At 43.9% G+C, this 21,263-nt stretch carries 18 protein-coding genes; 12 read left to right on the forward strand and 6 right to left on the reverse strand.

What is annotated here, in order from left to right:
- Window positions 1-316: 316 nt before the first annotated feature.
- The 3 genes from HQR03_RS09960 (at window position 317) to HQR03_RS09970 (ending at window position 2,959) form a co-directional block, all read left to right on the forward strand.
- Window positions 317-1,552, forward strand: a complete 1,236-nt coding sequence (locus HQR03_RS09960; RefSeq protein ID WP_025651290.1) for a lipoprotein-releasing ABC transporter permease subunit — start codon at window positions 317-319, stop codon at window positions 1,550-1,552.
- A gap of 149 nt (window positions 1,553-1,701) precedes the next feature.
- The gene (gene lolD, locus HQR03_RS09965; RefSeq protein WP_101210967.1) at window positions 1,702-2,382 is read left to right on the forward strand and encodes a lipoprotein-releasing ABC transporter ATP-binding protein LolD; all 681 of its coding nucleotides are present in this window, start codon (window positions 1,702-1,704) and stop codon (window positions 2,380-2,382) included.
- Between the two features lie 268 nt (window positions 2,383-2,650).
- Window positions 2,651-2,959 (forward strand): hypothetical protein, encoded by a 309-nt coding sequence (locus tag HQR03_RS09970; RefSeq protein ID WP_025651288.1) that lies wholly within the window; start codon window positions 2,651-2,653, stop codon window positions 2,957-2,959.
- Between the two features lie 34 nt (window positions 2,960-2,993).
- On the opposite strand, the gene HQR03_RS09975 is transcribed toward HQR03_RS09970, so the two are convergent.
- Window positions 2,994-3,569 (reverse strand): DUF2062 domain-containing protein, encoded by a 576-nt coding sequence (locus HQR03_RS09975; protein WP_025651287.1) that lies wholly within the window; start codon window positions 3,567-3,569, stop codon window positions 2,994-2,996.
- Between the two features lie 472 nt (window positions 3,570-4,041).
- Here HQR03_RS09975 and HQR03_RS09980 point away from each other — a divergent pair, with 472 nt between their 5' ends.
- From HQR03_RS09980 to HQR03_RS09995, 4 genes are all read left to right on the forward strand, one after another.
- On the forward strand, window positions 4,042-7,086 hold the full coding sequence (locus HQR03_RS09980; RefSeq protein WP_173240066.1) for a ComEC/Rec2 family competence protein: 3,045 nt from the start codon (window positions 4,042-4,044) through the stop codon (window positions 7,084-7,086).
- Window positions 7,087-7,285: 199 nt separating this feature from the next.
- Window positions 7,286-8,341 carry a signal peptide peptidase SppA gene (sppA, locus tag HQR03_RS09985; protein WP_025651285.1) on the forward strand — a complete coding sequence of 352 codons (1,056 nt, stop codon included), beginning with the start codon at window positions 7,286-7,288 and terminating at the stop codon, window positions 8,339-8,341.
- Window positions 8,342-8,799: 458 nt separating this feature from the next.
- On the forward strand, window positions 8,800-9,687 hold the full coding sequence (locus tag HQR03_RS09990) for an alpha/beta fold hydrolase (protein ID WP_173240067.1): 888 nt from the start codon (window positions 8,800-8,802) through the stop codon (window positions 9,685-9,687).
- Window positions 9,688-9,790: 103 nt separating this feature from the next.
- Window positions 9,791-10,582: a CPBP family intramembrane glutamic endopeptidase gene (locus HQR03_RS09995; RefSeq protein ID WP_173240068.1), complete on the forward strand. Its 792-nt coding sequence runs from the start codon at window positions 9,791-9,793 to the stop codon at window positions 10,580-10,582.
- A 39-nt stretch (window positions 10,583-10,621) separates the two neighbouring features.
- On the opposite strand, the gene dusA is transcribed toward HQR03_RS09995, so the two are convergent.
- From dusA to HQR03_RS10010, 3 genes are all read right to left on the reverse strand, one after another.
- On the reverse strand, window positions 10,622-11,593 hold the full coding sequence (dusA, locus tag HQR03_RS10000) for a tRNA dihydrouridine(20/20a) synthase DusA (protein WP_173240069.1): 972 nt from the start codon (window positions 11,591-11,593) through the stop codon (window positions 10,622-10,624).
- A 99-nt stretch (window positions 11,594-11,692) separates the two neighbouring features.
- Window positions 11,693-12,994, reverse strand: a complete 1,302-nt coding sequence (locus tag HQR03_RS10005; protein WP_025651281.1) for an MFS transporter — start codon at window positions 12,992-12,994, stop codon at window positions 11,693-11,695.
- 219 nt (window positions 12,995-13,213) lie between these two features.
- Entirely contained in the window at window positions 13,214-14,866 is a 1,653-nt protein-coding gene (locus HQR03_RS10010) for a phospholipase D family protein (protein WP_173240070.1), read from the reverse strand.
- 421 nt (window positions 14,867-15,287) lie between these two features.
- Between HQR03_RS10010 and HQR03_RS10015 the strand changes: the two genes are divergently transcribed.
- The 4 genes from HQR03_RS10015 to HQR03_RS10030 all read left to right on the forward strand — a co-directional run bounded on the left by HQR03_RS10015 (window position 15,288) and on the right by HQR03_RS10030 (window position 19,241).
- The gene (locus tag HQR03_RS10015) at window positions 15,288-16,577 is read left to right on the forward strand and encodes an O-succinylhomoserine sulfhydrylase (RefSeq protein WP_025651279.1); all 1,290 of its coding nucleotides are present in this window, start codon (window positions 15,288-15,290) and stop codon (window positions 16,575-16,577) included.
- 108 nt (window positions 16,578-16,685) lie between these two features.
- Complete coding sequence (locus tag HQR03_RS10020; RefSeq protein WP_025651278.1) at window positions 16,686-17,015, forward strand: YbaB/EbfC family nucleoid-associated protein; 330 nt, start codon at window positions 16,686-16,688, stop codon at window positions 17,013-17,015.
- Between the two features lie 152 nt (window positions 17,016-17,167).
- Window positions 17,168-17,761, forward strand: coding sequence for a recombination mediator RecR (recR, locus tag HQR03_RS10025; RefSeq protein WP_025651277.1), 594 nt, complete (start codon window positions 17,168-17,170; stop codon window positions 17,759-17,761).
- A gap of 157 nt (window positions 17,762-17,918) precedes the next feature.
- Window positions 17,919-19,241: an HRDC domain-containing protein gene (locus HQR03_RS10030; protein ID WP_173240071.1), complete on the forward strand. Its 1,323-nt coding sequence runs from the start codon at window positions 17,919-17,921 to the stop codon at window positions 19,239-19,241.
- A gap of 23 nt (window positions 19,242-19,264) precedes the next feature.
- Here the strand turns inward: HQR03_RS10030 and HQR03_RS10035 are convergent, their stop codons facing one another.
- Window positions 19,265-19,837 carry a hypothetical protein gene (locus HQR03_RS10035; RefSeq protein WP_173240072.1) on the reverse strand — a complete coding sequence of 191 codons (573 nt, stop codon included), beginning with the start codon at window positions 19,835-19,837 and terminating at the stop codon, window positions 19,265-19,267.
- A 49-nt stretch (window positions 19,838-19,886) separates the two neighbouring features.
- A complete protein-coding gene (locus HQR03_RS10040) occupies window positions 19,887-20,591 on the reverse strand; it encodes an esterase/lipase family protein (protein ID WP_173240073.1) in 705 nt (234 codons plus the stop codon).
- A 104-nt stretch (window positions 20,592-20,695) separates the two neighbouring features.
- On the opposite strand from HQR03_RS10040, the gene HQR03_RS10045 reads away from it, so the two are divergent.
- Complete coding sequence (locus HQR03_RS10045) at window positions 20,696-21,172, forward strand: hypothetical protein (RefSeq protein ID WP_173240074.1); 477 nt, start codon at window positions 20,696-20,698, stop codon at window positions 21,170-21,172.
- Window positions 21,173-21,263 lie beyond the last annotated feature (91 nt).

Below are 21,263 nucleotides of genomic sequence, written 5' to 3' on the forward strand. Positions count from 1 at the left end.
GGAGGGGTTATTGACAATTGTCCTTAGCATACAATATATAGGTATAGACGCAAGTAATAGCAAGCCCCTCATAAAAAATAATAACAAAACCCGGTTTTTTGGCAAAAAATACGCGCAGTTTTTGCTAATGACTGGCACATATCCGCCAAATTGTGTCAAACTAGCTCCCTTTTGATGGCCAAATTTGGCCTGTTTTAAACCCTATTTTTGTGTTCAATTTATATGTTGGTATGGCAGGCGCACTCTATAGGGCGTTTGTCGCTGCTCGTTTTGGCGCATATAAAAGTCGCACGTAGATAAGATAAAGAGTTTGAATATGTTTCGTCCTTTAGCGTTATTTATCGGCTTACGATACACCCGAGCAGAGCGTAGTAATGGCTTTATCTCCTTTATATCGCTGATCTCGATGATAGGTTTGACCCTTGGGGTTGCCGTATTGATTACGGTTTTGTCGGTGATGAATGGTTTTGACCGTGAGTTAAAGACCCGTATTTTGGGCATGGTGCCGCAAGCAACCGTTATCTCAACCGAGGTGATTGGTGATTGGGAGCAATTGGCTGATCGTATTAAAGAAGATCCAGAAGTCGCTGCCGTCGCGCCCTTTATTCAGCTGCAAGGCATGCTGACCTCGAATGGTCAAGTGGCAGGTATCATGGTCACTGGTGTCGATCCTCAGTACGAAAAAAACGTCTCGATCATTAACGATCACATGACTGAAGGCAGTATCGATACTCTACAAGCGGGTGATTTCAGTATTGTGCTGGGTGAAGAGATGGTGCAATCGTTGGGCTTGAGCATCGGTGATAAGGTGACTTTGGTGTTGCCAGAAGCATCGCCATCACCGGCTGGTGTGATACCGCGCTTTAAGCGTTTTACCTTGACGGGTATTTTCAGTATCAGCCCAGAAGTGGACAGCCTCATGGCCTTTATCCCGATGAGTGATGCCGGTAAGTTGCTCCGCCTCCCCGATGGCGCTCAAGGTATCCGTATGAAGCTAAACGATATCTTTACCGCGCCCATTGCTGCCCAAAAAGCGGCTGCGATTGCTCCTGATCGCCTCTATCCAAATGACTGGACGCAAACGCACGGCAATCTATTTGGGGCGATCCAAATGGAAAAAGCCATGGTCGGGTTGCTACTGTTCTTAATTATCCTAGTGGCAGCATTTAATATTGTCTCAAGTCTGGTCATGCTGGTCACCGATAAAAAAGCTGATATTGCGATTCTAAAGACTTTTGGGGCATCTCCTCGTCTGATTACACAGGTCTTTATGGTACAAGGCGTGGTCATCGGCTTTATTGGTACGATTGCAGGTACGATTTTGGGTGTGATATTTGCGTTGACAGTGAGCGATATCTTAGGCTTCATTAATCAAGCCTTCGGTCTTAATCTCTTCGATGCTTACTTCGTTAATTATCTACCATCACAGCTGCGCTTAACGGATGTGATATTGATCACTGGTGCGTCATTTGTATTGAGCTTTTTGGCCACTATTTATCCAGCGCGCCGAGCGGCTAAAATTCAACCTGCGCAAACGTTGCGTTATGAGTAATTGATACTCAAGCGAGGCATAGTTATCATTAAAATGAGAAGCCATTAGAGTGAGAATAGCCTCGTTTTAAGCAACTATGCTGCAGGTGATAAGTGTTAGCCAGATTAAAAAATCATGAATATCGGTATCAATAAAATAAAGGAAGTGCTATGTCTGCCATTTTAAAGGCGACCAATATCAATAAGATATATGATGAAGGCGCGGTTAGTACCCAAGTATTGACAGGCTTGGATTTGACCGTCAATGCTGGCGAGCGCATCGCTATCGTTGGCACCAGTGGCTCAGGAAAAAGCACCTTGCTACACTTGCTGGGCGGATTGGATACGCCAACCAGTGGTGAAGTCTGGCTGCATGGTCAGTTGTTAAACAGCATGAATGAGACTGAACGCGGGGCGATGCGTAACAAGCACCTAGGGTTTATTTATCAATTTCATCATCTGTTAGCAGAGTTTACAGCGATTGAAAACGTCGCGATGCCACTGCTGCTGCGCCCTAAAGTATCGACGACTGAGGCAAGAGACCAAGCGATTGCCATCCTAGAAAGCGTTGGTCTGGAGCATCGTTTGGCGCACAGGCCAGGCGAGCTGTCAGGCGGTGAGCGTCAACGCGTGGCCATTGCCCGTGCCCTCGTCACCAAACCCTCGCTCATATTGGCAGATGAGCCAACAGGCAACTTGGATTATGACAATGCACAAAGTGTTTTTGGCTTGTTATCAGAGCTGCAAAGTACCATGCAAACAGCACTATTGATGGTGACCCATGACCGTAACTTGGCGGCGCTGGCAGATCGCCAAATGTTGCTACGTAATGGTCATTGGGAACAGTATTAATGCGTCGAAACTGTTTAACCGTACCATTTGCCTAGAGCGTGTCCTCAATTCAAACGCTTATATCTAAATGGACTAAAAATGGCTAAATTTTGCCAAACATTGTCAAATAGCTGATTAATATCTCGATATTATTTGCGCTATTTTCCTCGTTTGACGGCAATTTATCTTATTTTTATGACCATTTTTAAAATGAGGACACGCCCTAATGTAGTCGATTTATATAACATTGACGACAGTAGTCCTGTCTCACGTTACAAGGATAAATACAATGAACGAAGATGAAGATCCAATCGCTGCTTTCGGCAGTGCGGAAGAGGGCAATGAACCATTAAAACCCTATATGGATCCAACCCTATTTGACACCATTGATAGGCAGGCGCAGATTGAACTGCTTACCCCAGTTTTTGATGCTATTACGCTTGCGGGCGTTGATTACGATCTAAAAGCACAAGACAGCGCCACTGGCAAACGCTATACGCTGCTCAAAGATGAACAAGTGATCGATATATTTGAGATGGATAGCAGATTTACAGACAATGTCATTGCGGCAATAGAGAAAGAGAAAGAAGACGATTGATCAAAATGCCTAAGCGCTGTATTGAAAGCATCCATCAGCGTTTAGGTGTCTTGTCGATAGGTTTGTGTTGGCGTTTTTGCCAGCTGGTGACGGTTTTATAACGCCAAATTGCCTTAAATGCCAAGCCACAAACGATGCTAGTAATGACGGCAAGGATAGTGATACCCACACAGAATGCGGTTAACGATACAGTGCCTTGATATGTGATAAAGGGGTTGGCACCATCAGATAGTGCCCATAAGCTAAAGTCAGCAATCATTCTGCCAATAAGCCGTAAACTGATCATCGGCACGTCAAGAATTTTGGCACCGATGTAGTAACCAGCGTAAAAGATAGGTAGGCTAGTGACAGGGTTGGTAATCCAAGTTAAACCAAGCGCCATAGGGACATTGGCACGAAAAATTAGCGAGCCAATTAATGCTAATAACATCTGTCCGGGTAGCGGAAAAAATGCACTGAGCACGCCGATATAGACCGCTTTATTTAAGCTGTGCCGGTTAAAATGCCATAAGCGCGGATCAGCCAAATGCGGTGCAAATAATTTTAAAATGCGGCTTTCTAGAATTTTCTCTGGTGTGGGCAGCAAGTTTTTAAGACGTTTTTGGGACACAGCATCGCCTTTAATCGTTATCAACCGCTGGTTCAATCACATTGATGGGCTGATATAAAGAGATATTAGGAATAAAATACGGGTAGGAATAGTATCAGAAAAACAAAGTAATGGTATTGAATAATCAGTATTGCAATATGTCCCGTGAGTATAGGGTAATAAAAAAATAAATGCTATTGCTGGGCGAGGGCGTGGCCTCGATCTGAATGGTAGCGACTAAAGGGTTAAAAAATGGCCAAATCTTGCCAAATGGCGTTAAATAGCTGGACAATATCCTGATATTATCCGCGCTACTTTTCTTGTTTTGTTACCATTTATCTCATTTTTATCACTATTTTCAACATGAGTACACGCTCTAATGACAGTCTTTATTGCTAGCGTGAAGCTATAGATTCCCGCCCGTTTTTGACTGGCAACACTCAAGCAAAATTGGTCGTATTTTAACGTTCAGCTCATCAAGTAAGGAGCGCTGGTGTACTGGTTACTTGGCAGTTTAGTGATTATCGCTATGATGGGGGTGTTGGCAGTCGCAGATAGTATGGCGATACCATTTAACTCGTTAATAGCTATGAGCGGCGCCACTACGTTGTTACCGCTACTATTAGTCATCGTCGCTATTATTTTGATAGCTATTAACCAGCGTCAAGCTCTGTCTATAAGCTCAGTGGACGTCCATAAGCTTTCTTCTCAAGGCGACTTCTCTCAGCCTTCTGTTCCTCAAAATACCTCTCCATACGGTTCTTCTCTCTCTAAACTCCCCATTCGAATGATCAATTATTCGCTGATAATGATACTGGCAATAGGGTTAGTGATTGGTAGTGCATTACAAGCTTTGATGGGTTACCAGCGGGCAGAAGCAACAAAAATTATTGAGCCTATACGTGTGCAAGCGTTGGTTACTATCGAGGGTATTAGCGATAGCGTTTATGATGACGTCACCAATAGCGGCTATCGACAAATCGCTACCATTAGTCATATGTCGCCATTGATCTCTGAGCTAACGGCTCAGGAATTAGATAGCATTGCGGCCGATTATGTTACAAATATTGATAATAGCCTAAGCAATAATAGTTTAGCTGGCGCTGATTTGAACGAAAAAGCTGAAAACATTGCTAACGACATCAAATACCGCGTGCTACTCAATGCTTATCCAAAAAGCGGCTCTAAAAGCTCGCAGATGATTGACGTAAACCAGCTGCAGCCGGGTGATCAGTTATTTATGACGCTAACACTCGCAGCGCTTGCTACCTCTGAGCAAGCGATTAATAACCCTTCTGGTTTTGACAGTTATCGCTGGTTACGAGGTCGTCATATCGATGGGGTAGCCAATATAGTGGCGACTAGCACCTTGCCTTTTGCGCTCGATGAGTCGTCTGCACTGGACGCTAATTCTCATTCCTATCTTAAGCGTTTTCGTACTCGGATTGACCAAGGGCGCTGGCAATTGCGGCAGCATTTTTATCAAGATTGGGCGGGACAGACTACCGCTGCGCAGCAAGCAAAAGCGGTCACTTTAAGTTTGCTCACAGGTGATCGCAGCTTGATCAATCGTGATACCAAGGATCTGTATCAGTTGGCTGGTATTTCACATTTGCTGGCTATCTCTGGCACTCATGTGTTGTTTTTAGCGATTATGCTGGCAGGAGCAGTTGTATTATCGTTCAATCGTCTGTATCCAGCCCTATATCGTCGCATACCACGCTGGCAAGTGCGCTGGTGGGTGATGATCAGTGCCGCTTTTATTTATGCGCTATTTACTGGCTTTGATGTGCCGGCAGCGCGAACCGCATGGATGTTACTGGCGATAGGTCTGGTACGATTAACCTTACTACCGATTAGTACGATGCGAGTATTATTAGCGCTAGCAGTCTTGATGGCATGGCTTGATCCTTATGTGCTGTGGCAGGCTGGTTATTGGCTGTCTTTTATCGCTGTGGCGCTCTTGCTAAAGTACGATAGTGGCTCACAGGCGCAAAACAACTCAGCATTATCGCAATCAGATATACCTTTCTCTCATGATGATAGTAAATATAGCCGTATTTTACTTAGAAAGGCATGGCTCACAGGCAAGCGGGTCTTTAAACTGCAATGCTGGCTATTTATCGCCCTGCTGCCCATTACCTTGCTGTTGTTTGGCAAAGCCTCGCTATGGGGATTGGTCATTAATTTATTTGCGATTGGTTTATTTGGCTGGGTTATCGTACCGCTCAATCTATTAGCAGGGCTTTGTTATTTATTATGGCCTGCACTTGCCGATAGTATTTGGGCGCTGGTCAGTACCATTGTCGCTAGCTTACATGATTTGATTAGGTGGCTGACTTCATTACCAGCGCTGTCAGAGGCGTGGTTGTATACGCCAGTAAATATGGCGATATTATTGATGGTATTGCTGGCAATATTGCCTTGGTTATTACCGCGTGGATTTATCAGTCGTTGGCTGGCACTACCGCCTTTAACGCTATTAATGATGACGGTATATGCCAACCAGCAGTCATTATCTACGTCACCAACTTTATATGTCTTGCCCACTGGAGATCGCTATATAAGTGCTGCTGTGCTGCAATATCCTATAATGAATGAGGTTGGGGGCATTGGAGGCAAGTATAATAAGGCGCAGTCAGCAAAGGATAGCGTGAGTTGGTTATTTTTGGCAGACCATAGGCCTAATGCTACGCGTACCATGCCAAGTAATTTGACGGCAGAGAAGCTGTCCGCAACACTAGAACAGCAGTTGCGCACCTTATCGATTAAACGTTTAGAAGGGCTTATAGTGCAGACAGCCAGTGCAGGACTGACGGATACGCTCACGACTCATGAGGCAAGCAATACATTTAAACCTAATGCCTCTGAGCTGTTGCCGATGACGGTTGCTCAAATAAGTCAACGCCTACCGATTAGCCAGTATTGGCAGGCAGGGCGCAGTAATCGATGGTTCGATCGAGAGAAGTTTTATAGAAAAGCAAGCCAAGCTGATGATTCAGCTCAGATCACTAACAAAACGTATATCAGCCCGAAAGGCTGTGAGCAAGGTGACTCATGGCAGCTCGCCAACGGCGCTTTATCATTAGAGGCTATCACGGGCTGGAGTGAGATAGACGATGCCAGTGTGTGGGAGTGCACGCTTGTCATTGATAGCAAGTTACCTATTAATATACGGCAGTATAATGCAGCCGATCCCCTAAATTCACCGCTTGCTAGCGCGCAAATGATAAAGGCAATACCTTCTATATCAAAAAGTACGCAAACAGACAATCAACACCTTACTGCGCAAGATCAGTCACTGCCATCACGTATTATTGTTAATGCGGATACTCATAAGCGTCTTTGGCAACTGTGGGCATTGATCTGCCAAGCTGAGTCGTTTGAGGATAATAGAACCGACAGTCATGTTACTTGGCTTGGACACAGTACCTCGCAAATAACGACTGAGGTCATCAGCCGTCAGCAAATAAGTGAAGCAATAACCTATGATAATAACGCCTTAGAAGCAGCATTAGCTTTTGAGACCACTCCATAAAAATTGTCCTCATCCTAGCAGCGTTATAATAGGGTGATATTTCACGGTTACACTATTGAACCACAACCAAAATGGCACCATACTTAGTAACCTATTAATATAGATGACCGAGACAGTGAGAAAATTTGATTTCTTACTGACCTCATTTTCTATATCATCTCTTTTATCGTTTTAGATTGTTTCTGACTTAGGAAGTTATATGCCCAACTGGCCACCAGACCCTAACAAACGTCCTGACAATTCGGCAAATCAGCCAGCGCCGATGCCGCAGTCAAGCCAGCCGAGCGGACAAGAATGGCGCTTGATTGAAAATACCTTGCTCGCTAGTGTGGTAGAGCAACGCCGTGCGCGCCGCTGGGGTATCTTTTTCAAACTCTTGACCTTTGGTTATATCCTATTGATATTTTTGACCCTTGGCCGTGGCTGTAGCAGTAAAGCGCCATCAGCTCTTGACGGTATGGATACCAGCAAGCCACATTTGGCCGTGGTTGAGTTGCAAGGCACTATCAGTAGTGGTGATGTCGCCAATGCTTATGATGTCAACGAAGCATTGACGCGTGCTTTTGAAAATAATAACTCAAAAGCAGTGGCGCTAGATATCAACTCACCTGGTGGCTCACCTGTACAGTCTGATGAGATTTGGCAGACAATGAGGGATCTACGCCAAGAGTATCCAGATAAAAAACTCTATGCGGTGATCGGTGATATCGGCGCTTCTGGTGCTTATTATATTGCCTCAGCGGCAGACGAGATTTATGTGAACCCATCAAGTTTGGTTGGTTCTATTGGCGTGATTATGCCAAGCTACAATGTCGAAGGCTTGATGGATAAAGTCGGTGTTGAAGATCGCACTATCACTGCTGGTGAATATAAAGACATTTTAAGCTTATCGCGCCCGCTTACCGATTATGAAGAAAAGCATGTCGAAAAAGTGCTGGCCAATACTCATAAGCACTTTATCAATGCGGTAAAAGAAGGACGCGGCGCTCGTCTAAAAAACCCAGAAGAGAATAAACTGTTCTCAGGATTGTTCTGGACTGGTGAGCAATCGATTGCCTTAGGTCTCGCTGATAAAAAAGGCAGTATTTCTAGCTTAGAAAAGCAGTTAAAGCTCGATAATGTCGTCAATTATACCCCAACCGATCCGTTCAGTTTATTTATGGATCGCTTTGCAGTTAAGTTGGGCGCGGGTATCGGCTCAAGCGTCAAGCTTGATGTTTTGCCACAAACCGATGGTAATGCAGAAATGCGCTAAGCCTATGGTGTTAGGTTTACTGTGACCAATAATTAAGGCTGAGCGTATTATTATGCTCAGCCTTAATTATTGGTCAGTACAAATTTATGGATAATGGGCATTCCAACGGAATAGCGTATTCGAAAAACATTAAGTCCACAAAATACCAAGTCCAAAAAATACCGAGGCCAACAATACCTTTGGTTGGTCAAAATTGCTTTAACCAAGCAGTGCTTTATTTACGTCAGTAATTGGTCTGGTTTTCTTTCGCCATGCTCATTTTTTGAATGCTATAATCTTTGATGACTATTAATGGCACAGCGACTATTAATGGCACAGCGACTATTAATGGCATTCTTACTATTAAAGTAACTACTATTTAGGGCGTATCTTTATTTTGAGAATGTGTTCATTTTGAAAATGACCATAAAATACACGCCTTAATATCCCATAATGATAAAAATCAATGAGAGCTTGTTATGAGTGACATCAATTTGCAAACTTTTGCAGCGCTACCCGTCTCTAAAAAAACAAGGAAGCCCGTGATACATTTTGCCCATGCCAATGGTATGCCAAGCGCGGTTTATGAAGCATTTTTTGCAGGTCTTAGTGAGTTTTTTACGATCGAATATATTGCGATGTTAGGTACTAATCCTGACTATCCAGTTGATGATCACTGGCGCAGTCTGACTCAGCAAATTATCGATAGTGTGAAAAGTACTTGTGAGAAGCATGGTGTCGCGCAAGTCGTGGCCGTTGGACATTCGCTGGGCGCTATGTGTACCATGCAGGCATTGTACCGTGAGCCTCAGCACTTTGCTCAAGCAGTATTAATGGATCCCCCTTGGATTTATGGTAAAGTCAGCTTTTTTTGGCATTTGGCAAAGACGGCTGATAGGCTGCCATTGATGAACAACCGCTTGATGGATAAGCTATCTCCAGCTGGGGTATCTAAGCACCGCCGCGATGTTTGGGATAGCCGCGAAGATGCCTACGATAAAATGCGTCACAAAGGTTTTTTTAAAAACTTTGATGAGCGTAGCTTTCAGGGTTACATTGAGCACGGTTTACATGAGTGTGCGGATGGCAAAGTGACCTTAGCGATTCCAAAGTCCGTTGAGGTAGATGTCTTTCGAACCAATCCCTCATGGTATTGGCTAACGCCAAACCGCGCCCCAAAGCCGCCAGTTACCCTCATTATTGGGGAAGAAAGCTTGTTTTTAAAACGCCGTTTCCCGCAGCAAATAAAATCACGACTTGGTATTCCTTATACGACCCATACGGGTGGTCATATGTTCCCGCTTGAGTATCCAGAGTCTGTGTCACGGCAAGTATTGGACTTAATCAAGCAACAACTACCAAAATAAATCATGCGCGCTACTTATTTGACTGCTCAGATTAGGGCGTGTCCTAGTCCTAATATAAAGTTGTCGTCAGCATTGATACTCTATATCACTGAGTCACCATTTTATGCCAAATCATTTTAGTGCTGCCAAGCAACGGCTGATAAACTCGCCTAAGCGTTTGCCGTTATTTTCACGCTTGGAAGTGTTTTTACTGACCATAGGTATGGTCGTCGCATTCTTTATCAGTCAACTGCTAGGAGTCTATATCGCAGGCAAGCTGCTGCTACCGGCTGCTAAAAGCGCAAACGTGGCTGATGTGTTTTTCTATGGCAGCAGTAATGGCACGGTCGTGAGTATGTCCATTATGATTGGCGGTGTATTGCTGGTCGCCCTCATCGTTATGTTGATTCGGTTAAAAGGCGGTAATTGGCAGCGCTATCTTGCGCTCAAACCATTTTCAGTCGCGTTTGGCGTTGGGATGCTAGGTATATTATTGATATTTATGATTGGCAGTCAGGCGCTGACTTACTGGCTTGATAAATCGCCACTGGTGTTTGTCGATCCGTTATATCAGTCCGTCAGCTCAGTGTGGCTGCTAGTATTTGCGATGGTGATAGTCGCGCCATTATACGAAGAGCTGGTCTTTCGCGGCATCCTATGGTCGGCCATTACTGAGCAATTCGTCGCCTCACCAAGTCAAGAGCTGCGCGGGGCGATCATTGCTAGTATCGTCACCAGTGTAATATTTGCGGTGATTCACTTGCAGTATGGCGTTTATGAAATCAGCACTATCGTGGTGCTGGCATTGATATTTTGCTATGCCCGTATCAAATCTGGCTCGCTGCTACTGCCCATGCTGCTTCACATTGTCAATAATGGCGCAGCGATGGGGCAGTATTTAGCGCAAACCGCTTAATCAAAATTTTCTTAAGAGAATTTGCTTAATCAAAAAGAGCTATGCATCAGGGTTTAATGCCAAGACTTCAGCGGCTGCTTGTTTAACGTCATCTATCGTCAGTTTAGGTTTGCCACTCAATGCCTGTCGCCATTTGCGAGCTCCCGTCAGCCCTTGAAATAATCCTAAATAATGCCGAGTCATCGTTGGCAGCGCTTCACCTTTGGCCAGTTGCTCTTCTAGATAAGGATAAAGCTGCGCCAATATATCTGAGCGCTTAGGTGCAGGCTCACCCCATAAGCTATTGGCTTCTGCTAGCAGATAAGGGTTATGATAAAAGGCGCGGCCAATCATCACACCGTCTATATGCTGCAAGTGCGCTTGAATATCTGCGACGGTCTCGATACCACCGTTTATCTCGACATCAAGGTCTGGAAAGTCTTGTTTGAGGCGGTAGACATCATCGTAACGTAATGGTGGAATTTCGCGATTTTGCTTGGGGCTAAGACCTTGTAGCCATGCGGTGCGAGCGTGGACGATAAAGCGCGTACAACCAGCAGCAGCGACCATCTGCACAAAATCTGCCATAAACTCATAGCTATCAAAATCATCTATACCAATACGATGCTTGACGGTTACTGGGATATCGACCGCCGTTTGCATGTGTTTGACCAAGTCAGCGACAATATTTGGCTCGGCCATGAGACAAGCGCCAATTTTATTATGTTGGACGCGATCCGATGGGCAACCAACATTGATATTAACCTCATCATAACCATGCTGTTGCGCGAACTCGGCACACTGGGTCATCTCATCAATATCTGCACCGCCAAGTTGCAGCACGATAGGCTGCTCGAGCGCGTCAAAGCGTAGATGCCGTGCTCGATTACCATGTATCAGCGCCCCTGTACTGATCATTTCAGTATATAAGTAGACGTGCGGATTAAAAAGTCGCGCAAAATAACGATAATCCGTCGTCGTCCAATCGATCATGGGGGCAACTGAGAGTCGTTTATTGGTCATATCAACCATGGATAATAAGCCTTAATATTTTATTCTTTGAGTGTGAGTGTTTTGCATAGAGACAACAGGTGTCGTAAGCACAATGGGCGAATATTCAATACGCCCTTGCTAGACCACCTGATCAATTCTTTTGAACTGGGGTAAGTTGTAAAAATACAGTCCCATGATAATGCCAATAAAGCCGATAAAGGCGATATAGAGAGCGGGTGAAAAACTGATAAATAACGTGGCATAGCCCAGCCCAAAAGGTATAAGTACGCCCACGATGCCATAGGTGATATTATAACAAAAAGCCATTCCGGTAAGGCGCACATTGGTTGGAAACAGTTGCACAAGAATAGCCGGTACCATACCGACAATGCCAGCACAGAAGCCCAGTAGCGCATACATAATCAAGATATAGTCGCCGCCTGCTTGCAAGTGATAAAAGAAAGCAAGCATTTGAGCGATTAACAAGGCAGAACCAACAACCAAAATTTTGCCAAAATTCTCATGATTAGACACTAAGCCATAAAATATGCAGCCAAAAATCATAAAAACAATACCCAAACTGTGCGAAAATCCAAACAAATCAGTATCTAAAGTAAAGCGTAATTCGATTAACTCTGGTAATAAAAGAATGACGACAGTCGTAATGCTAGAAATAATCAACGTCAGCATCATGCCGACAAATACTGAGTGTTTGTGATTTTTAAAGAGCAGGGTAAGCGGCTTGGCAAAATAGCTCTTGGGTTTCGATTTTTCCATCGCGATAAAAAACGGTGATTCACCAATCAATCGCCACGCAAGTAACGGCAAAAAGCTCAGTATTGAGGCGATAAAAAATGGCAGCCGCCAGCCATAATCTGTCAACTGCTCAGGGGTCATTGCTCCGGTAAGCCAACTAAAAAAGGCATTAGAAAATAATACACCGACGAAGAAACTGGCAGTTACATAGCTACAACCTACAGAAAGATACTGCCGCGGCACATGTTCCGCCACAAAAACCCATGCTAAAGGTACATATAGGCCATAAGCCATCCCCTGTACCAGCCTGAGTAAAATAAATAAAGCGGGCGCAACCAAGCCCCACTGCGCATACGTCGGCAGACATGCCATCGCTAATAAACTGGCAGCAGTGACGAGCAAGCTTATAAATAATATGGGCTTTCGACCTTTGATATCCCCATAACGACCAAAAATAATGCCGCCAAGTGGCCGTGCCAAATAACCGACCGTAAAGAGGCCAAGCCCTTGTAGCTTGGCGACGGTAGGACTGGTACTAGCCGGAAAAAAAGCAAGCGAGACGATATCTGCGATGTACAGATAAATCAAAAAGTCAAAAAATGTCACCGCGCTGCTAAAGCTGATAAGCATCACGATATTTTTGTCTTTAGCAGACATCAAAGCATATTGAGAACGAGACGGCATAATAGATCACGCATTCACACAGTAAACTGATTGTTAAGACGGTCATCATCTAGATAACCGACCATAATAAAAACCGGCAAATCAATATAGATAGATAATGATTTGCCGGCATAATAAAAATAAGGCTTTTTGAATACGAAGGCTAATTGAGCCACTGACTCTTAAAATAAGTGACAGACATTCAGTACGCTATAAATTTGGTTAAAAGGAACCTATAATCTATAGCAGCCAATCGATTGGCAGCCATGACATGATGGTCAGCCAAACGTGATCACCCATATCAACGCGCGGCTCTGTATCGTAAATCACTTTTTTACCATTTTCCATGGTATGCCACTGTAAAGCACCGCTCTCCAGCAACTTGACTTCATACGCCTGATTTAACAAATCATTGCTGAGTGCACCGTGTAGCTGGCTTGCCAGTTCTTCATCATTAATAATGACGCCCATTTCAGTATTGATATTGGCAGAGCGCGGATCGACATTGTATGAGCCAATAAACACCTGATAATCATCCACAGCAAAGGTTTTGGCATGTAAGCTGGTTGAGGATTGGCTGCGAGCTTTCCACAGTTTGTTTTCGCGTTTTTCTTCCGCAGCGGTGGACTTAAGCTCGTAGATTTTCACCCCTGAGCGCAGCAAATTGGGACGCCATTGACTGTAGCCAGAATGCACCGCCGTCACATCGGTTGCATCAAATGAATTGGTCAAAATTTTGATTTCAATACCTGCTTCGGCCAATTGTACCAGCGTCTTGACGCCATCTTTGGTTGGTACGAAGTAGGATGAAATAATAGTCAAGCGCTTGGTGGGCGTGCCCAGCAAGGTACGCAGCTGATGTACCAAATTGGTATTGGCAGGAACGGTTTTGGTCAGTTTGCCGACATCATCACTCAAAAACTGCATATCCGTCCAGCGAAAGGGCACCTGCTTATTAATTAAATCAGTATCGATAGAGGAGTCTTCGATGGCGGTCTTATAAACAGCCAAACTACTGCGAGTATTATTTTTTTCATCTTGATCGAGCTTGTCTAACGACGCTAAGAAATCTTTACTTGTCCCTTTATCAGCGGTTACCAGCGTTTCGATGTCAAATGAGATGGGCGAGGACCAGTAGCTAGCAAAGCTATTATCGATATCAGCCACTACTTTACCGATCAGTAACACATCTAAATCAGCAAATTGGCTATTTTGATTATTACTTAGATATTCATCACCGATATTTCGACCGCCAATAATGGTAATTTGCTTATCAAAGGTCATGCTCTTATTGTGCATACGCCGATTGATACGCGGTAAGCCCGTGACAAAATTTAAGGTCTGAAATTTACGATGCATTAACGGATTGATAATGCGCACCGCGATGTTTGGGTGGCTGGCAAAACGTAATAAACGCTGATCAAACTTGGCGTTATTATTAAAATCATCGAGCAATAAGCGCACGATAACGCCGCGCTCAGCTGCTTCCCATAAGTCTTTTAAAAGTAGCTGACCGGCCTGATCATCGTGCCAAATATAATATTGCACATCGATATTGCGCGTGGCCATACCGGTCAGGATACTGCGCGAAGCAAAAGCATTGGCGCCAGTCACAATCGGATGATAGCCGGACAAATCAGGGTGAACGTTGTTCTGTTCACTAATGGCCGCGACCAGATCCGTATTTTCACCGCCATTATTCTTATTGTTAGTACTGTCATTATTTTTAGGTTTGCTGTCTTGCTGATATAAAGCATTAACACGCGCTGATAACGCTTGGCTCTCAGGCAAATGTGGCTTCTCAGGCAAACTCTGGCAGCCAGTAAGACCTAAGGTTAATCCGAGTGTTAGACTGAGCGATAAATTGCTTGGTTCTATACTTAGCATCGACATAACTGATTAACCCTAATGAGCCTTGATTTATTGGAATGCTGCTAAAATTTTAATGAATATGTTCATTTTTATAAAATAATAGCACTGATGATGACGCTTATAAAAATAACGTCCTAGGCCAAGCTTAAATAGTCGCTAAGCTTAGCAGTTGTTGTCTTATCTGCCTATTATAAATACGTTATTTTTTGGCTTAAGCGCTTGACTAAGCTCGCATTTAACTCTAATTTCGGGTTTTAGTATTCTGCGAAAGCGTATTCAAAAATAATATTTAGTAGTGCTCTGAAACCAGATGTTTGGAATAAGTTGACATGATATGATAACGCTGATGAATGGTGTCGATAATTAGAGAATAAGCCGTCATTTTATGCTCAACCATTTTACTAAGAATTATTTTACTACCAACAAGAGTAACGGAAGATTTATGAGTCAGTCGCAAGCGCATGATGATAACCATTTAAATAAATTAGATCCTAACTGGCGCAGTGACGCGCTCAATTTAGACCTTGATTATGGCATGCAGACCATCGCTGTGCGTGCAGGGCAACATCGCACCGATGAAGGCGAGCATTCAGAGGCTATCTTTACCACCAGCTCCTATGTTTATGAGTCGGCGGCGGACGCGGCAGCGCATTTTAATGGTGACAAGACGGGCAACGTTTACTCACGCCACACCAATCCAAGCGTGCGTACCTTTGAACGTCGTTTGGCAGCGCTTGAAAATGGTGAGCGTGCGGTGGCGACAGCCTCAGGCATGGGGGCGATTTTGACCATGTGCTTGGCGTATTTAAAAGCAGGCGATCATCTGCTTGCTGCCAATCAATTGTTTGGCTCATCCATTGGTCTATTTAATAATTATATGGCAAAGTTCGGTGTGGAAGTCAGCTATGTCGATTGCTTCGATAATGACGCGTGGGCTAAGGCTGTACAGCCAAATACCAAGGTTATTTATTGTGAGAGTCCTAGTAATCCATTAGCGCAGATTTGTGATATCGACTATTTAAGCAAGCTATGCAAGGCCAACGATATCTTATTGGTGGTGGATAATTGCTTTGCCACGCCAGCGCTGCAGCGTCCACTCGACTTGGGTGCCGATGTGGTGATACATTCTGCGACCAAGTATTTAGACGGGCAAGGTCGTGTATTGGGCGGTGCCTTGGTCGGTAGCGATGCGCTGATGCAAGAGGCCTTTACCGTGGTGCGCTCAGGCGGTATCAGCATGAGCCCGTTCAACGCGTGGGTCTTTACTAAGGGGCTTGAGACGCTGAAATTGCGTATGCAAGCGCACTGCAACAATGCCAATCAAGTGGCGGATTTTTTGGTCAATCATCCCAATGTCAGCACGGTGCACTTTTCAGGTTTGAGCGATCATCCTGCGCATGAACTGGCGACGCGTCAACATCATATGAAAGGCGGCTATGGTGCTATTATGGGTTTTGAAGTCAAACCATCTGCTAGCACTGATTCAAATAGTCAGGATTCAAAAGCCGCTGCATGGCATGTGATAGATTCCACGCAAATGGTCTCTATCACCAATAATTTGGGCGACGCCAAAACCACGATTACCCATCCGGCGACCACTACCCATTTTCGCCTGACGCCTGAAGCACGAGCAGAAGCAGGCGTCAAAGACGGCCTTATTCGTCTGTCGGTCGGCTTGGAAGATGTAGAAGACATCATTAAAGATTTGGCGCGTGGTTTAGACAGTTTGTAAAGATAACGGTATAATCACTGTTAACGCATAAAATTTACGTTATGATCTACGTTAATAAAAATTACTCATTACTATATTACTCATTACTATAAAGACAAAGAGGCAACTATGAATATCCAAGCATTGATGCAACAAGCACAAACGATGCAAAAGAAAGTCGAAGCAAACGTTGAAAATGCTAAAAAAGAGCTGGCCAATAAAGAAGTGCAAGCTGAAGCGGGCAGTGGTTTGGTAAAAGTCACTATGACGGGTCGACATGTGGTTAAGCGTTTGACCATCGATCCAAGCTTGCTTGAAGATGAGCCGGATATGATCGAAGACTTAATCGCTGCGGCTATCAATGACGCGGTGCGTCAAGCGGATGAGCTGTACGAAGAAACGATGGCAGGCGCGACCTCAGGTATGGGTCTGCCACCAGGTATGCAAGGTATGTTCTAAGCAACTGCCTTTTAACTACTAAGTTTGTAAAGGTTAAGTTTTTAGGTGCCAAATACTGCATATTGAAGACAAAAATGGGGTTGTTATCGACACGATACGACCCCATTTTTATAGCTACGGTTTATAAATTAAGTTAAATAAAGGAAGTTACTTTGCTGACAGCCAAATTTGATCAACTGGTCAAACAACTGCGCATTTTGCCGGGTGTGGGTCAAAAAAGTGCCCAACGTATGGCGCTGCATCTGCTCACCAAAAAACGTCCACAAGGCATGGCACTGGCGCAAGCGCTTGATGAGGCGATGCGTGATATCGTTGAGTGCGAGCGCTGTCACAGTTTTAGTGACGAGGCCGTTTGTCCACTATGCCAAGACCCAAGGCGTGATGATGGCCTATTATGCGTGGTCGAAACCGCAGCAGATGTGATGGCTATCGAGCAAACGGCAGGTTATCGTGGTCGCTACTTTGTTTTAGGCGGTCATTTATCACCGATTGATGGTATTAGCGCTGATGATTTAAATATCGATCAACTGGTCTGGCGGGTTAAGCAAGAGCCTGTTGAGGAATTGATCTTGGCAACGGGTACGACTGTCGAAGGGCAGACCACCGCCCACTTTATCAGCGAAGCCGTCGGCCGTCATGTCAATAAAGTGACGCGTTTGGCACAAGGTGTCCCGATGGGTGGCGAGCTGGAGTACCTTGATAGTATGACCCTTGGACAAGCGATGCAAAATCGTTCCTTCTTATAGTATTTTCTATAGCAATTTCATAAGTTCTCTATAAAACCCAAATCTTGCCCATTTTATTTTATGAACTTGTTATAATTGCTTAATTGCTACTATTGTTATCTTTCATTAAGACGCAGTTTGGCGTTTTATTTTCTCCTATTTATGCAGGTATCTGCCCGTGTCCAACAATGCTTCATTAGCTTCAACCGCTTCTACCCAATCAAACCGTGCAGACAACACTGCTGCTACTGACGATGCATCAAAGCAATCAATTAATACTGATATAGCGTCAACAGCTGTGCCGCCTGAACCAGATATCGATGCATTATTGGATATTGCGGATGAAGTTGCCATCACGTGGGTGCGTGAGCAAGATGGTTTGGCTGAAGTCATCGATGCATTGGCGACTTGCGGGCGAGTGGCGTTAGATACCGAGTTTATCAAGCGCGATACTTATTATCCACGCTTGGCATTGGTACAGCTAAATACCGGCAATCATGTATATTTATTGGATGCGCCGCAATTGCAGTTGGCTGATTTTTGGCAAGCGCTTAGCGAAGTTGACGTAGCGATTTGGCATGCTTGTGGTGAAGATTTGGGGATTTTTTATCTGTTGTCTGGTTGCCCGCCATTGACCAATATCTTTGATACCCAAATTGCCCTGTCATATTTAACTGGCCAATTGCAAATGGGCTATCAGCAGGCGCTTGATGATCAGTTAGATATGCACATCGATAAAGAACAAAGTCAGTCGGACTGGCTACAGCGTCCGCTCTCAGATGAGCAAGAGCAATATGCGATTGATGACGTACGCTTCTTGCCAGCGCTTTATTTGAGCCTCGAATACGAGCTAAAAAAGCAAGGACTGTTTGAATATGTCTGGGCGGATTGTCAGCTTTATGCCAGCGATTTGTACGACGCTCAGCATGTTGAGGACGAAGCGATGTACTTAACGATGGCTGATTATCGCTATAACTCGCAGCAAATGGCGATATTAAAAGCGGTGGCGACTTGGCGAGAAGAGCTGGCGCGTTCGACCAATCAGCCGCGCACTTTTGTGATTAAGAAACAAGCCGTACGCGAGATTATCACTGAAAAGCCAACCAGCATGCGCGAGTTGGCGCATAAAACCACGATGCACCGTAGCATGTTGCGACTGTATGGCGAAGAGTTGCTTAAAGTAATAAAAGAGGCAAAAAATCTGCATCCTGCTGAATATCCAGACTGTCTATTGCCGCCTTATCGCTCAAAAAATAAAGTGCTGTCAAAGGCTGTGCAACAAGCGATCGATGAGCAAGCAGAAGCTATTGGCGTGCCTGCTAATGTATTAATGCGTAAAAAATGGCTGGGGCAGCTGTATGAAGTGATTGCATTTGATAAAGATTTAAGCAAGCTACCAGAAGGCTTAAAAGGCTGGCGCAATGAGTGGGTGACGCAAACCTTGATACCAGTAATTGAGAAGCACAAAACTGAATTACAGCAAGGCATGGGTGTTAAGTAAAGCGATTGTTGTTAACCAATAGATTATTCGACCGTAGCCAGTCGTTGTGCGATGTCCATATCTTTAATTTGACAAGCATACTGTGAACTATAATAATTTAACATATCATCATTGATGGCAACAGCTGGTAACGGATCGTCGTATGTATTCATAAATCGTGTTTTGCCATCAACTTGAGTATAAATTGTATTTAAACGTTGATAAGTACTATTCGAACAATCTACTAAGAAGTGACTAATAATAGTCTCTAAAGGTTTGTCAAAATCCAATAGTATTTGATCGTTGATGTCGTCACTTACTTCAAATCCGTTTAGCATAACTATCTTTTCCCAATAATCTACTTTATCAGAGTCTTGATTTTCCATATTTACATTGACTAAATCAGTATACACTTCTACTTGCTCGTTACTAACAACAAAACTCCAAAAAGGGTCTAAAGGTGGCTCATTTAACTTTATGACTTTGGACTTGTCGCTAAAATATGAGTAGACACCAAATAAGCCAGAGCAGAGTATTATAACAATTAATATTTTAAGATTATTTGGTTTAGTCTCTAAATAACTATATTTATTTGGATCAAATTCATTATTGCTCATTAGTTTATACTCAATTTAAATCTAACTTGTTATCTGGTTTTTTTCCAATCTAACGCTCAAACTTCCCATGCTCTAGAAAGTAAAAGGCTTGTTTAGCGACTTCTTTGTTAACTAACATGCCGGTATGTGAGACTGGCATGACGATATGATCGACTGCTGCCTCCATTTTGGTTTCTTCTACATACACTGTGCCATCGTGGTCAAGTTGCTGCTTCAGTGGTGGCACATCTGCTTTACGCAGTTTGCGGTTATGATGATGCAAAAATAACTGTCCCAAACCATACGGGCGATTCCCTGCAATCACACCAAGCTCAATGTGTTTTGGTAAAGGTGCGACGGTTCCATCTAATGCATCGATATATGAGCGTCCCACCACAGCTGGGATCAAGCGCCAAATATAATCCGCACAAATGCTACCCATATGCGGCGTGCCTAGTGTGACGCAGCGTCCAATTTGCCATTGCGGATACGCAGTGACAAAATCTCGAATAATTAAACCGCCCAAACTATGACCGACCAAATCGATTGGCTGGTCTGGATGATGATGGTTTTCTAGCCAGTCATTTAATCGGGCACTATTGGTTTTGATGCCGTCACGCATACTGCGATAGCCATATTGATAGGTATCAAACCCTGCTATTTGCAAGCGTTTAGCCAATGGACGCATAACAAATGCGGCTTGATGTAAGCCATGAATCAGAATGACGCGGCTTTTTTGTCTCGAAGCTTTTTGTCTCGAAGCTTTTTGTTGCATAAAAATGTCCAAATCAGTAATATCATAAGATTTATTATCGACGCTTGTTTATTAAAATAAGCGGACAGACAGATTCTTTTATATTAACTCTTTAGGGGTAAAGGTTGTCAAATTATCTAGAGTGTTTTTTCTTAATATCCGCGGTTCTATCACTATCAGGATGCGTTAGTCAAGAGTTAGAAAAGCCTGTGTCTGTTCTGGCAAGCGTACCAATAGTAAGTCAACCGTTAGTAGTTGAGCCACCTCTACAAATTGCTACTTGGTCACCAACTAAATATAACGGTCGGTTTACAGCTATGGTATCTGGATATTTAACAGTTGTTAATAACTGTCTTGCTTTGACTAGGGATAGTGAAGAGCTAACGACGAAAGACAATACATATTTATTGGTATTAGCGGATGATTCATTTTCGTGGGATGTAGATAAAAAGATTCTGTTGTTTGAAGGAAAACCCTATAAGATTGGCGATGAGCTTTATCTTGGCGGCGGGGCATTTACTTATCCTAATGCTAACATTACAGATCAGGTAAAAGTGAGCTGGATAGAATGTGGTTTAGATAAAGGTTGGTTGGGTGGTTAGGCCTAAGCAACAGCGAAAAACGTTGACAATCTATATGCAAAATAAAAACCTCCAAATCAGCTACTGACTTGGAGGTTTATTTTTATATCAA

Origin of the sequence: Psychrobacter okhotskensis (genome assembly GCF_013248965.1) — a bacterium.
Lineage (GTDB): Bacteria > Pseudomonadota > Gammaproteobacteria > Pseudomonadales > Moraxellaceae > Psychrobacter > Psychrobacter okhotskensis.

Excerpts from the sequence above, each read along its gene's own strand:
- HQR03_RS09995 (WP_173240068.1), top strand. The coding sequence starts at position 9,791 with ATGCCAAATCATTTTAGTGCTGCCAAGCAACGGCTGATAAACTCGCCT.
- HQR03_RS10040 (WP_173240073.1), bottom strand. The coding sequence starts at position 20,591 with ATGCAACAAAAAGCTTCGAGACAAAAAGCTTCGAGACAAAAAAGCCGC.
- HQR03_RS09960 (WP_025651290.1), top strand. The coding sequence starts at position 317 with ATGTTTCGTCCTTTAGCGTTATTTATCGGCTTACGATACACCCGAGCA.
- HQR03_RS10035 (WP_173240072.1), bottom strand. The coding sequence starts at position 19,837 with ATGAGCAATAATGAATTTGATCCAAATAAATATAGTTATTTAGAGACT.
- dusA (WP_173240069.1), bottom strand. The coding sequence starts at position 11,593 with ATGGTTGATATGACCAATAAACGACTCTCAGTTGCCCCCATGATCGAT.
- HQR03_RS10020 (WP_025651278.1), top strand. The coding sequence starts at position 16,686 with ATGAATATCCAAGCATTGATGCAACAAGCACAAACGATGCAAAAGAAA.
- HQR03_RS10010 (WP_173240070.1), bottom strand. The coding sequence starts at position 14,866 with ATGTCGATGCTAAGTATAGAACCAAGCAATTTATCGCTCAGTCTAACA.
- HQR03_RS10015 (WP_025651279.1), top strand. The coding sequence starts at position 15,288 with ATGAGTCAGTCGCAAGCGCATGATGATAACCATTTAAATAAATTAGAT.
- HQR03_RS10005 (WP_025651281.1), bottom strand. The coding sequence starts at position 12,994 with ATGCCGTCTCGTTCTCAATATGCTTTGATGTCTGCTAAAGACAAAAAT.
- sppA (WP_025651285.1), top strand. The coding sequence starts at position 7,286 with ATGCCCAACTGGCCACCAGACCCTAACAAACGTCCTGACAATTCGGCA.
- HQR03_RS09990 (WP_173240067.1), top strand. The coding sequence starts at position 8,800 with ATGAGTGACATCAATTTGCAAACTTTTGCAGCGCTACCCGTCTCTAAA.
- HQR03_RS09970 (WP_025651288.1), top strand. The coding sequence starts at position 2,651 with ATGAACGAAGATGAAGATCCAATCGCTGCTTTCGGCAGTGCGGAAGAG.
- lolD (WP_101210967.1), top strand. The coding sequence starts at position 1,702 with ATGTCTGCCATTTTAAAGGCGACCAATATCAATAAGATATATGATGAA.